This window comes from Leptothoe sp. EHU-05/26/07-4 (genome assembly GCF_043421015.1).
GTDB classification, from domain to species: Bacteria; Cyanobacteriota; Cyanobacteriia; order Phormidesmidales; family Phormidesmidaceae; genus Leptothoe; species Leptothoe turfae.
In genome coordinates, this window is the sequence record NZ_JAXSQV010000011.1 from 136932 (window position 1) to 151890 (window position 14959).

Annotated in this window: 5 protein-coding genes; all 5 read left to right on the forward strand. The window is 44.6% G+C overall.

All coding sequences use genetic code 11. The features are described 5' to 3' along the window. Positions 1-442 precede the first annotated feature (442 nt). On the forward strand, positions 443-6559 hold the full coding sequence (locus U2F10_RS36425; RefSeq protein WP_499874953.1) for an NF038122 family metalloprotease: 6117 nt from the start codon (positions 443-445) through the stop codon (positions 6557-6559). A gap of 81 nt (positions 6560-6640) precedes the next feature. After that, the gene (locus tag U2F10_RS36430; RefSeq protein ID WP_499874954.1) at positions 6641-7690 is read left to right on the forward strand and encodes a putative bifunctional diguanylate cyclase/phosphodiesterase; all 1050 of its coding nucleotides are present in this window, start codon (positions 6641-6643) and stop codon (positions 7688-7690) included. 152 nt (positions 7691-7842) lie between these two features. After that, entirely contained in the window at positions 7843-10365 is a 2523-nt protein-coding gene (locus tag U2F10_RS36435; protein ID WP_499874955.1) for a filamentous hemagglutinin N-terminal domain-containing protein, read from the forward strand. 72 nt (positions 10366-10437) lie between these two features. Continuing rightward, positions 10438-12993, forward strand: coding sequence for a CHAT domain-containing protein (locus U2F10_RS36440; protein WP_499874956.1), 2556 nt, complete (start codon positions 10438-10440; stop codon positions 12991-12993). Between the two features lie 196 nt (positions 12994-13189). Continuing rightward, a complete protein-coding gene (locus U2F10_RS36445) occupies positions 13190-14746 on the forward strand; it encodes an IS5 family transposase (protein ID WP_499874957.1) in 1557 nt (518 codons plus the stop codon). Positions 14747-14959: the final 213 nt, after the last annotated feature.

A 14959-nucleotide genomic window follows, 5' to 3' on the forward strand; every position in this document is an offset into this window, starting at 1 on the left:
GTAATTGACATTTCACACCCTATATTCCCTAAGATTTTTTTATCTTCCTGGGACGGTTACAGCTTAGCTGCCTCACAACCGAATTTTTACTCAAATAGCATCTCAGCCATAAATAGTGTTTTGAGAAATCTTTTTCAACGTTTATGCGGATGATTTTTTGAGAAAAGTAGCTTCCATAATGCTTTCTTTACGGGTTTCTCCTGGGATTTTTCAAAACTTTGAAGAGAGAGTCGTATTTTGAGGGAGTGTTTTTTCCTATATAACTACGAGAATACAGGTATCTAAAAATACAGAAGGTAATAATTGATTGGTAATGGCTATGTGCCGTTTCGTTGTGCAGTCTTATCGCTGTGTGACGAACAAGTGCATGTGTCTAGTATTTGAATCCAACCAAAAAGTTCTTCGTAATCTTTCTCCTACTTCTCTAAAACTCCTCAAACCCATGGTGCAGTTTAAGCTTGTTTTTGATCCCAATGTCAGTCTGGAGCAACGATTGGGCTTTCAAATGGCAGCCAATATTTGGGCCAGTTTCCTGATTGACAATACCAACATTAACTTGCGTATCGGGTCTACTGATGAGCTGGGCGAAAATGGTCAGGCCGTCGGCGGTGCTATTCCCATTTTTCATGAGACTCACTACGGTGTCTACAAAGATTACTTAGAAGATGACGCCACGTCCAATGGAGACACTCAGGTCCTTGATGCTCTTCAAGTTGGCAATACTGTCGATATCTTGGTAGATGACGAACTTGTCAACGAGAATACTAGCATCATGCTTACCCGTGCCCAGGCCAAAGCCTTAGGCATGGAGGAGGAGCTGATCCTTGAAGATGGCAATACTTGGGACCGAGATGTCTTACAAGACCCCAACGCCCTTGACGGCTATATTCAAATCAATAATAGCTATAACTGGAACTACGACTTTACGAGGGAATTCGAAGCCCCTGAAAATACCCTCGATTTCTTGACCATGGCACTCCATGAGATTGGCCATAATCTTGGCTTCGTCAGTGGTTTAGATGGCCTAGTGGAAACTTTTGAATTGCACTCTGGCGAGACTCGCACTGAGGGTTTTACGTCCCTCGATCTGATGCGATACAGTGAGACTAGTGCCAAAATTGAGAATCCTGATGGTAAGGTCAGTGACCTCAGTTTTGGTAGTTCTGCCTACTTCTCCATCGATGGTGGTATTACTACAGCAGCTGAATTTGAAGAAGGGAATGAATACCAAGCTAGCCATTGGCAACGCTTTCAAAATGCCTTGGGCATCATGGATCCGACCCTAGGATACCAAGAGCGCACTGATATCTCCTATTTAGATCTGCAAGCCTTTGATGTACTGGGATGGGACGTAAACTACACTGCGCTGCAGCAAAATTTGGATTTTCAGACCCTTCATACACAATCACAACAAGTTGCTATTACTAAATTTGGCGATCGTGAAGGTGCTAAAATTGCCTTAACTAATACCCAAGACTGGCAAATCTTAGGATACGAGGCCTGGTTTGAAGCCTTTCAAGGGCAAATCCTGGAACAGGGCTGGGGCAGTTGGTTTCAAAACCTTGAATCGCGCATCTTTGAGCAAGGTTGGGGCACTTGGTTTCAAGATTTTGAAGCCCAGCTGTTAGAGCAAATGTGGGGTACCTGGTTCCAAAACTTTGAGGCACAAGTACTAGAACAGGGCTGGGGCACTTGGTTCCAAAACTTTGAGGCACAAGTACTAGAACAGGGCTGGGGCACTTGGTATCAAAACTTTGAAAGCCAAACTTTAAACCAAAACTGGGGTACCTGGTGGCAAGAGTTTGATGAGCATATACTCAATCAGAGTTGGGGTACTTGGTTTCAAAACTTTGATACCCAAATCTTAGAACAGGGTTGGGGTACCTGGTTCCAGAAGTTTGAAGCGGAAGTATTAGAGCAGAGCTGGGGCACTTGGTGGCAACAGATTGAGCAGTATAGTGAAATGATTGATGCTGCTGTCGCTACAACAATCAACACAGAGGAGCTTCAAGCGAATATAACTGGAGGGCATGCTGATGATATTCTCGCAGGCAACTATATTCAAAACTTGATTAGTGGAACTGGTGGCAATGACCTACTTGATGGAGAAGATGGGGATGATATTATTTTGGGAGGTGAAGGGAATGATATCGCTTATGGTTGGAATGGTCAGGATATTCTCTTAGGTGGCAAGGGAGACGATCTTTTATTAGGAGAGAATGATAATGATCATGTCTATGGAGAAGATGGTCATGACATTCTTGCAGGTGGTCGAGGAGATGACATTTTAGATGGTGGTAACGGGCGTGATGTCCTTAAAGGTGATACGGGGCATGATGACCTAAATGGGGGGGCTGGAGACGATAAGCTGACTGGCAATAGTGGCGAAGATCTCCTCATTGGTGGTAAAGGACAAGATACGTTGGAAGGAGGTAATCATGATGATGTTCTCTATGGCGATGATTACTTCATCCCACTGATTGGAACTAAGACTATTTCGAACAACCGACCCAGGGGTAATGCCGTATTTGACTCAGTCAATCCTTTAGTCGATTTGGACTTCTGGACACGCCTTGAAGTCGAAGATATGAAACTAAGAAATTATAGTAAGGATGATCAATTTGGAGCATCAGGCAGCACAGTTGTCAAAACCCAGGGTAAAGGGACTGCAAAAACCAAATTTAATGGTCCTAGCGGTATTTATGATCTAATAGTGGGCTATGAAGATCAAGCAAGAGGCTCTGCCGAAATCACCTTAGTTGTTATAGGGAAAGAATCGCAAAAAGAATATACTTGGCAGTTAGACGGGAATGCAGGACCCGGCACCTACACAATTACCGGAATTTCCTTAGAAACTGGAGACACCATCAAACTCAAAGGGAAAGCGGATGGTAAAAAGGATCTTGCTCGTTTGGATTACGTTGACATCATTACCTCAAAGTCCGCTATCGGTGTGGATACAAACATTCCTTCTAATGATAACTTTTATCAATACTTAGGAGGGAATGATGGTCAGCCAGCAGATCTTCGTATAGAAGCTGAAGATCTGGAGCTGACTGGCGGTTATACACAATTCGACAGTGAGTCTGCTTCAGGTGATATGGCTATCACTACCCTGATGGGGCTGACAGGTATTGCTACTTATACCCACACTGGGTCATCAGGTATTTACAATCTCTACGCTAACTACTTTGACAGTAGTGCTGGCAATGCTCAGGCTGAGGTGTTTTTGAATGGTGTTAGTTTAACTAGCTGGGAATTTAACCTGGACGACGACGCTGCCCATGAGAAGACTTTGGGGTTAGGGATTACTCTGAATACGGGGGATGTCATTCAAATTCAAGGGCAAGAAGGGTTTGGGGCATCTGTTGCCAGTCTTGTTACCAATGGCAGCTTTGAAAATAACTCAATAGCAACGAATAGCTGGGGATTGGTTAATAGCTTACTGGGTTGGTCATCTACAGGGCAGTCTATGATTGAAGTACAGGAGCTTACTAATTGGTTCGGTAATGCCGACGAAGGCGGAGCATGGCTGGAGCTAGACAGTAACGGAAATGGCGGCGTCGCCCAAACATTAGCCACAACTACTCAAGCTGAGTATCAACTCTCTTTCTCCTATAGCCCTCGCCCTGGGATCGCGAGTGCAAGTAATGGCATCGCTGTATATTGGGATGGGCGGTTGTTAGATACTATTAGCCGTTCAGGAGGCAGTCAAAACGCTTGGCAAACCTATACCTACGATGTCACAGCAAGTAATAGCAGTACAGTTTTAGAATTCCAGGCCATTGGCAGTAGCGATGGTGTAGGGGCTTTTCTAGATAATGTTAAGGTTCAGTCTATTCTCGCAACCGATCAAGCGATCATTGATTATTTGTTGTTAGAGCAAGTACCTAATACTACAGAGGACGAACCTCTCGCACCAAATATTAGTGCGAGTGCACCTAAACAACTATCTCTATTTAATGGAGTATACGTTGATGCATCAATAGACTTGCTCAACTTTGATGGCAGCAACGACTATGGCGAACTAACAGGTACTGAAACAGGTGGTGCTATGACCTTCTCTGCGTGGGTAAATTACACCAATTTCAATCACTGGTCTCGTATTTTTGACTTTGGTGATGGTGCTGCTCAAAACAATGTTTTGTTAGCCAATGAAAGAACAACCAATAATTTAGTCTTTGAAGTCCATGCCGATGGAGCACGCCACAGACTCACCATTAATGATTTCTGGCAAGCCAATACTTGGATGCATATTACCGCCACTATAGATGAGTCGGGGCGCATGCGAATTTATCGAGATGGAGCCCTAGCTGGTGAAACCACTAGTAGCATCATTCCGAGTGTCAAAACGCGTATCAATTATATTGGCAGAAGCCATTGGTCCAATGATGGGTACTTTGATGGGCAACTCAAGGATGTTGACTTGTTAAACGAGGCGCTGGATGAGGCAGCTGTTCGGTCGCTGTACAGTGAAGGACTTCAAGAAAGCAACGTTAATGTAGAAACAATTAACAATCAACCTCTAGACGCGATCACTATTCAGCTAGAAGTCGAAGACATGGATTTGTCTGGCTTGAGAGAGACCGTTGAACGAAGCTTTGCTTCAGGTGGTAGCTATATCAGAACTGCCACAAAGACAAATCTCATAACTGACTATGAAAACGTCTATGTATCTGATGACGACGACGATGACGACGATGACGACGATGGATACTGGACAACAAGACCGGTCTACAGAACTGAAACAACCGCTACAGGGATGCAAATCAGTTCTACTAGTCTATTTTCAGGTGAAACTGGAACTTACGATGTTGTCGTAGGCTACTACGATGAAAACGATGGTGCAGCAGAAATCATCATTAAAGTTGATAACCAAGAGGTAGATCGGTGGTTTGCGGATCAGAACCTGGGTAGCAACGAGCCAAATATCAGCACATTCACGACCCGCACAGTGGTCCAAGGTTTACAAATCAGCAACTTGGACTTGATTGAAATTATTGCTATTGGTGATAATGGAGATAGGGCAAACCTTGATTATATTCAGTTTATTAAAGCCGCAGAACTACCTACTCCAGGTGTCTCAGATACTCTTCCTATTCTACCATCTGGTGCTCCTTCCGGTAATGATGACGTCCTGCAGGGTGGGGCAGGTAATGATACAGCTTATGGCGGTGAAGGGAATGATATCGTCTACGGAGATGAAGGAAATGATATCTTATATGGTGATTTTGCTACGATAGCTCCCTTTTCTCTTCAAAATGGTGCTCAGGTCAATGCCGCTACAGGTGTGCTTAGTTTTGATGGTAATGACGATTATGGTGAAATATCATCTCTAGAAACAGGTGGGTTAATGACCTTCGCTGCCTGGGTAAATTATGACAGTTTTAATTATTGGTCTCGTATTTTTGACTTTGGTGATGGTCCAGCCAACAACAACATTGTGTTGGCCAATAAACAAGGGACAAATACTTTAGGGTTGCATATTTATGAAGGCAATCAAAGTGTTGGTGTGCTTGAGATTGAAAACTTCTGGCAAACTGACACCTGGATTCATGTAACTGCGACTATCGATGCCTTGGGAACTATCCGGATTTATAAGAATGGAGCTTTAGCTGGTGAAGCTGTCAGTAATGTTGTGCCAATATCCAAAGTCCGCACTCATAATTATATCGGCAAAAGCCATTGGACACAGGATGGAGCTTTCGATGGTGAATTACACGATGTCCGGGTGTTGGATGGTGTGTTAAACGAGAATGCTGTTCAAGCTCTATATAATGAGACATTGTTGAACTTCCATGGTGAAACTCATAATGGAAGTCTTTATCTATTGACAGATTCTGTTATGACTTGGGACGATGCCCAAGCTTATGCTGAAAGTTTAGGAGGTAACCTGGTCACCATCAATGATCTTAGGGAAGAAGCTTGGGTGCAGAGCACGTTCGGTACTACAGAAGGTTTTTGGATTGGGATTAATGATCGTCTTGTAGAAGGCCAATTCGAGTGGGTAAGTGGAGAAGCTATAACCTATACGAATTGGGCACCGGGAGAACCAAATAATTATGACGGTAATCAGGATTATGGTTGGATAAACTATGGTAGTGCCAACCAATGGGATGATACGTCTTCAACCAATAAAAGACGTGGCATTATTGAAATTAAGACAATATCTGAGTTAGGTAATGACACTCTTATCGGCGGTGCTGGGCACGATCATCTTTACGGTGATGGGGGGAATGATATCCTAAATGGGACAGATAGCGTTGCCATTGGCTCCAACGAACAAGATCACCTAACTGGGGGAAGTGGTGCAGATCAGTTCATCTTGGGGGATATCAACCAAGCCTACTACAGCAAAGATAGTGAACTGGACTATGTTATCGTAACCGATTTTACTGTCGGTATAGATATGCTGCAGCTTCATGGAGCAGCTGCCGACTATCATCAGTCTTCACAAGGGAACGATGTTTTCCTTTATTACGGAACTAGCCAAGACTTAATTGCTCGGCTTGACAACATCTCCTCTCTCGACCTCAATAGCAGTGTTACCTTTGTTTGATGGGTGTCAGAGTCTGAATAGCCTTCTGTTGCGATCTCAACAGAAGCAACTTTATTACTTTAACCAGTATCTATTCAAACCATGAAATCCGTACTTCCTTTCTCATCTAAAAGCGATATTAGTGATTTATCTGCCTTAGTACAACACGAACTACAATATCCCCTTAGTAGCCTACAGAGAGTAGTTCAACGATTGAGTTCAGGTCAGTTTGGGCAACTCTCTGGAGAAGTCAATCATCTACTAGCAGCCGCCATGATAGATATAGAGCGGTTAACTCGTCTGGCCAATGCCTTTGAAGCTAGGCCAAGCGTTCTGTCAGCGTTGTTATCTCTTGATCAGGTGCGACTACTTCGTTTGAAGCAAGATCTGCCATCAGCTATCAACAACAAAGAGATCTACCTGGTTTATCAGCCTATCGTTTGCAACAATGCCAATACTGTCTATGGCTTTGAAGCCCTCGCGCGCTGGCAACACCCCACCTATGGAACAATTTCCCCTACGATATTTATGCCTCTAGTCGAGGAAAGTAGTTTCATTCATCAGTTGGGCCAACAATTGATTACCGAAGCTTGTCAGCAACTGAGTCAATGGCAATCGTTATCATATCCTTCACAGTCACTGACCATGAGTGTTAATTTATCTGCTATGCAGTTGTCCCAATTATCCTTGGCCAACCATGTGGAAACAATGCTAAACACCATTCAGATTGATCCCAACAGTCTCAAGTTTGAAATCACCGAAAGCGCCCTGGTTGAAAATAGTGAAGTAACAACGACAGTATTGCAAAAGCTCAAACGTTTAGGAGTACAGCTACATTTAGATGATTTTGGCACAGGCTATTCGGCTTTGTCCCGCTTAAAAGCACTACCACTCAATGCTCTGAAAATTGATCGCTCTTTTGTTGCCAACAAAAATTGGGATATTTGTGAAATCATCCATGCCCTGGCAGAGAAGCTAGACCTAAACGTCATAGTAGAGGGCATTGAAACCCAAGACGATGTCCATAAACTAAATACCATTGGGTTTCGATATATGCAGGGTTATTTCTTTTCTCAACCCCTTCAAGTAGAGGCTGCTGAAGCTTTTCTATCAAATTTTCAAGCTGTTTCTAACCCCCCTATCAAAACTTAGCTGTCAGACAACGTACTACTAGCTAGCTAATCTCTAGCTTGATGGTAATGAACCATATGTTCTGGGCATGTTGATCAGTATAAGGCTTCCACATAAGACTCCAAAGTAAATTCTACGAAGTAACCGACTATAGAAAATACCATTACTTAGACATGACACCCTGGGGTAATCATAAGACCTGTGTCGCGACCATACTGTGGGGGTTCGCTTTATTTATAGCATCACCAGCAGAGGCACAAACTATTCAGATTGACGGTAGCACCCCAACTCTGGCAGGGGGCACTACCGCTTGTTCAGGAACCTGCGCTATCACTGGTGGCACCCAGGCAGGTCGCAACCTTTTCCATAGTTTTCAACACTTTGGTGTAGATACAGATGCAACGGTTACGTTCATTGACCCAGGGGTACAAAATATTATTACCCGTATCACCGGCGACAATGCCTCGTTGATTGATGGCCTTTTGCAGACATCTGCGAATAGCATGGCCAATCTCTTTTTGTTTAATCCTAATGGTGTCATATTTGGAGAGAGCGCTAGTTTACAAATAGGGGGTTCCTTTATTGCCAGCACAGCCAGTGGCCTCCAATTTGAAGATGGTAATTTTAGCCTCACAGATAACAGTGCTGCTAACTCTCTACTAACCGTTAATATTCCACTTGGCTTGCAAGTCGGTGCAAATGCCGGAGATATTGTGGTCGAAGGCCATGGCAATCAACTCTTTATCAATCCAGATTTATCCGTTGTTGATTTTTTGGCTGCGCCTGATCTCCAAGTAAATCAACAAACCCTTGCCCTAGTAGGCAACAATGTCATCCTAGATGGCGCAAATTTAGTGGCTCCAGGGGGGCGGATCGAACTCGGCGGTGTAGATGATGGATTAGTTAGACTCAAACCGGTATCTACAGGGTTTCAACTGAATTATGACAACGTCAATTCTTTTGGCGATATTACCCTTGAAAATGCTGCTGCACTTAAGGTTAGTAATTTTAGTGCTGGCAATGTGCAATTACAAGGTCAACTGGTATCACTGACGGGCGGTTCAGCTATCTTGGCTAATACCTTAGGCAGTGGCAGTGGTGGACTAGTCCAAGTCAATGCAGAATCCCTAACTCTTGAGGGGGCATCTTCTTTTGTTCCTGTTTTTATCCCACCAATGTTTGCCGATTTTGTGGTGATGCCTAGCGGTATCTTTGCCAGTGTAGGCTCAGGTGCATCTGGCGATGGCAGTCACATTGATCTCAATGTAGCCCAACTGACACTGACAGCAGGAGCTCAAATTGCAGCCAGTACTTTTGGCGATGGTAGTGCAGGAACTTTAACAGTAACAGCAGAAACCATAGCAGTTGATGGGGGACGTCCTGCTGGTCCGAGTGGTTTATTTACCACCGTTGCTCCTGGACCAAATGGGGGGCCAGATGGCTCTGCAACAGGTAATGGAGGCAGCCTAACGATTGACGCGGATGTATTATCTATTATTGATGGCGGTCAAATTTCTGCAGGTACCTTTGGCGCTGGTCATGCAGGCAATTTGATAGTCAAGGCAGACCAAGTCGAGATAGTTGGTAGCTTTGGCACACCCGGTGCCGGGGGGCCTAGTTCTCTACGCTCTGCATCAGAGCGGCCATGGTCTGGGAACGGAGGCGAGTTAATGGTCAACACTCAACGCTTACTCGTAGCTGATGGTGGTCAAGTTGTGACTGGAACCCTGAGCCCAAACCCAGCAGGAGATTTAATTATCCAAGCTTTGGAGCAGGTAGAACTCAGAGGTGGCGATGCATTTGGGCAAAGTGGACTGTTCGCCAGTGCTCTTTTAGGTCCTGGTAGCGGTGGTAATGTCATGGTTGAAACAGGGAATCTCAACCTACAGGATGGAGCAACAATCAATGTGAGTAATAAACCCAGTACTCCTGGTTCTAGCCTTACTGAAGGTACTGGCCCTGCAGGTAACCTAGCCATTAAGGCTGAAAACATTCTGTTAGATAATGGTAGTTCCTTCTCTGCAGATACTGTTGATGGTAACAACGCTAACATTGGCATCAATGCTCGAACCCTAACTCTTCGCGATAGCACTATCAAGACCAATGCCAGCGGCACTGCTCCTGGTGGAAACATTACAGCCACTCTTGATACGTTGACGATGCTAGGCGATAGCTCTATTACGGCCAATTCCGAAAATAGTAATGGTGGACGGGTAAGCATCACAACTGAAGCGTTGCTTCAGTCTTCCGATAGCCTGATCACAGCCACATCTGCCCTAGGTTCTGAATTTGATGGTATCGTTGAGATTAACAGCCCAGATCTACCGCCAAACAACAATCAGAAACACACAGAAAGCCCTGCTGACACACAACAGATTATCACTGCCTGTGAACAACTGACGGAAAATGAGCTGGTGGTGACTGGTCAGGGAGGGTTACCCACCGATCCAACTCAAATCTTAACAGGGCAAGACCTATGGGCTGATATTAGATCTCTCGGTAATGTTGACACAGCTAGTGAGTTTGTATCAGTGCACGCTAGGCCGATCGAAACACAAGCACCCAACCAACTAAATAGGGCCCAAGGGCTGGTACGAAATGAACAAGGTCAACTGATGTTAGTAGCCCAAACTACTCAAATCAATTATCCAACCTCAGCTTTTGGACAACAAACATTGCCCTGTCAACGAGGATAAAGCATGAAATTGAAACATAGTTCTTCCCATCAAATATCATGTTATACAATGAGGGTGGCTGGAGGGATTATATTGGCAGCCCTCTCTACGACAGCAGGCTATGCTTTGCCTTCCACACCAGCGAATCTAACTCAACCACTAGAGACAGAATATGTTCGTCTTCCTCAAGCTCAGGAAGCCTACAAGTCAGGTCTCTATGAACAAGCTCGTATAGCTTGGGAATCTGCCTATAACGAGTTTGAACAAAGTGGTAATCTATCACAACAAATCTCGATTCTTAATGCTCTGTGTAATACTTACCTACAATTAGGGAACTGGCAGCAAGCCGAGATTACAATTCAGCAAAGCATTGAATTATTGGCCAAGATCGATACTAGCCAGCGAGAAGGAATCCTGTTACGGGCTCAAACCTTAAATACCCAAGGGATGCTATTGCTAGCCATGGGGCAACCAGAAGAAGCGCATATTCTTTGGAAGCAGGCTGAGGAGCTATATCAGCAGTCTGAAGATCATCAAGGTAAATTGGGTAGTCGCATTAATCAGGTGCAGGCGTTACAGTCTATGGGGCTTTATCGACAAGCCTACCTCCAACTTGTCGAGATTCAGGAACAGGTTGCTGCACTGCCAGCCTCATCCTTGAAGGTAGTTGGCTTAAAAAGTTTGGGAAATGTCTTTCAAATTACTGGGAATCTTCAGGAAGCACAGGTTGTATTGAAGGAAAGTATTCAGCTTGCAGAAGCAATTGGGGATCAGGACACCATTAGTTCTGCCTGGTTAAGCTTAGGCAATGCCTATCGAGGTTCAGAAGTATATGATATGGCTATACAGGCTTATGCTAAGGCAGCTCAGACTGCTTCTACGCCTCTATCAGAGACTGTTGCTATCAGCAGTGAGCTATCACTGCTGATCAAAGCCGAAAACTGGAATTTGGTGGAGAACCGTCTGTCAAGACTTGATCAATTGGTATTTGAGCTAGAGCCTAATCGTATGGGTATCTATGCCCAGGTGAATCTAGCAATTAGTTTGCAAACTCTTTTGCAGAAGCATCGTTTATTTGAAGCTGTACCCACACGCTCACTGAGTAAGATTGCTCAATTACTGGCAACTGCGGTAAAGCAAGCTCAGTCTATAGATGACCAAAGAGCTGAATCCTACGCATTAGGACAACTTGGGGCGCTATATGAATATGCTCAACAGTACAGTCATGCACTTGAGTTAACGAACGAAGCCCTAACCCTATCAAAGAGATTAAATGCTAAAGATATCGACTACCGTTGGCAATGGCAAAAGGGGCGTATTCTCAACGCTCAGTTTAGGTTAACTAACAATGGCAATCAAGCTAATCATTTAAGAACTGAGGCAATTTCAGCATATAAGAAATCTGTAGACACTCTCAAACTGATCCGTGCTGATTTATTGGCAACAGATAGCGTTGTTCAGTTTTCTTTTCGAGATACTGTTGAACTAGTTTATCGAGAGTTAGTTGATTTGCTAGTGACGGAAGATTCAGATGAGTCTGATTTACGGCTTGCTAGACAAACTATTGAGGATCTACAACTTGCAGAACTCCAGAATTTTTTCCGATCTGCCTGCTTAGACATTGAAACTCAGCAAATTGATCAAATTGATTCTACAGCAGCAGTTATTTATCCTGTGATTTTGCCAGATCGCTTATTAGTGATCACATCAATTCCTGGTCAGACCCTTCAACACAATTCCATACCGATTACAGAAGCATACTTAAATCAGACTGTAAACAATTTTTTACAGGCGCTCAATCCAGTCTTTTCTAAGACTGAGCAATTGAGAGTGGCTCAGACCCTCTATCAGTGGCTGATTGAGCCTTTACAAACAACTCTCTATGAACAGCAAATAGAAACTTTGGTGTTTGTTCTAGATGGTTCCCTAAGAAGTATTCCAATAGCTGCTCTTCACGATGGAGAGCGCTATCTAGTTGAAGATTTTAATATAGCTCTGACCCCCGGGTTGCAATTGATGCCTCCACAAGGATTATCTGAAGAACATCCTAATATCTTAGCCGGGGCCATTACGAAAGCTCACCAAGGATTTTCAGCCTTACCAGGTGTAGCTCAAGAAATTGATGAGATTACTGAAAAATTTCCTACAACAGTATTTTTGAATGAAGATTTTACAACTGACAACCTGCAGGCAGAGGTCAATCGTAACGATTTTCCCATACTTCATCTGGCAACCCATGGACAGTTTAGTTCTGATTTGGATCAAACATTTTTGCTTGGTTGGGAAAAACCTTTAAAGATTAAGGACTTTCAAAGTCTGATAAGGAAGCATTTACCTCATATCCAACAACCTATTGAACTATTGGTGCTAAGTGCTTGTCAAACTGCCGAGGGGGACGATAGGGCTGCCTTGGGGTTAGCAGGTTTTGCAGTGCGCTCAGGGGCAAGAAGTACCTTAGCAACTCTATGGTCAGTCAATGACAAGTCAACTGCTTTGATTATTTCAGAGTTTTACAACCAGCTTGCTCAACAAGGCAATACCTCTAAGGCAGAGGCTCTGCGACAGGCACAAGTTAGTTCGCTCAACAATAGCCAGTATAGCCATCCATTTTACTGGGCTCCGTTTGTTTTGGTAGGTAACTGGCGTTAATAGAGTTGGCCGTTTCTATTAGTTTAGGGAGACCTTTTAGTCATCTGAGAGAATAGATTTCTGGAATTTGAACTAATTAGGGTTTGCTGTTGAAGTCCAGCTTTCATAGTTTGCAAGGGTTTCATTGTATTGAGATGTGCTTAAGTGCACGAAAAAGTGGCTAAAATGCTTAAAACCCTTGCACCTACTCAGGGAAATGTACCGACAATCATCACCTGGCCAGTTATCTTTCGAAGATTTTTATCTACCGTTTGGGGGCAAATTATCGTCGGAGAATCGCTGGGTGAAACTGGCCGAGATGATCCCATGGGATGAGTTCGAATCAACCTATGCTAGCCAGTTTAGCGAGGATATGGGAGCGCCAGCGAAGGGCTTTCGGATGGCTCTGGGCGCATTGATTATCAAAGAGAAATTGGGTACCAGCGACCGAGAGACGATAGACCAAATACGAGAGAACCCGTATCTGCAATATTTTCTTGGACTGCATGAGTACAGCGACACGCCCCCGTTTGATGCGTCGATGCTGGTTCATTTTCGCAAACGAATCCGTGTCGACCTGGTGTCAGCGGTCAATGAGTCGGTGGTTGAAGCAGGCATGGCCCCCGCCTCCGCCTCATCTGAGGACAGTGCATCCGAGAGCGATGATGACTCAGATCCACCAGCCCCGCCATCGAGTGGCAATCAAGGTCAATTGATTGTGGATGCGAGTTGTGCGCCTGCCGATATTCACTATCCGACTGACCTCGATTTACTCAACCAAGCGAGAGAGCACAGTGAACGGCTCATTGATGAGTTGTATCAACAGGTAGCAGGCTGTCTTCCAAAGAAGCCTCGAACGTATCGACAAACCGCCCGCAGAGACTACCTCAGGATTGTGAAACGGCGCAAGAAGTCACGCAAGTTGATTCGTAAAGGCCTCCGACAACAACTCAACTATGTGCGACGAAACCTAGGGTACATTGACCGGTTAATCAAAGCAGGCGCAACGCTTGCAGCGCTGAATCCACGAGAGTACAAGACCCTGTTGGTGATTTATGAGGTCTATCGCCAACAACAGCCCATGTATCAACACAAGCAGCGACGGATTAATGACCGCATTGTGAGTATTTCACAGCCCCATGTACGAACCATTGTGCGCGGTAAAGCCGGAACCCCCGTTGAATTTGGAGCCAAATTCGCCATGAGTTGTGTGGCGGGCTATGTGTTTCTCGACCGTCTCAGTTGGGATAACTTTAATGAATCCGAAGACTTGATACCCCAGATAGAACGCTTTCGCGCCCGCACCGGACACTATCCCGCCTCAGTGCATGCCGACCAGATTTATCGGACACGCGATAACTTGAGGTGGTGTAAACAGCATGGCATCCGTCTGAGTGGTCCGCCCTTGGGCCGACCGTCACTCGGTGAAGCTCAACACGCCTTCCTCCGACAACAAGCCCGAGACGATGAGAGTATTCGAGTCACTGTCGAAGGTAAGTTTGGTCAGGCGAAACGACGATTTGGACTCGGACACGTCATGGCCAAACTCGCCCAAACTGCTGAAACCCTGATTGCCATCACTTGTTTGGTGATGAACTTGGAGAAACGGCTACGCCGTTTTATTGGCTTGTTTTTGATGGGGGTGATCCGCTTACTCCGCCGCTCTCAGGCAGATGTGAGACCCTTTACAGACACCTTAAGCAAGGACTGGCTGAAAAGGCTCGACCCTGGGAAAGGGGCTACTGACCCTGCCTGGCTGCTGGATAATCCCTGAGATTTCTATTGAGTTTTTCAGCAAACCCTAATTAAACAACAAATTTAGTTTTTACTACTCTTCTTGCATTCCATAAAGCGTGTATCAAGTAACTATCTACTTTTTTATAAGTCTTGGTAGAGAAGATTTCAACCATTATCACTTTAGATTTCAAGGTTTATACTGCTAAGTAAGAGCAAACAAATATTCTCACAACATGCGTACATTATATTT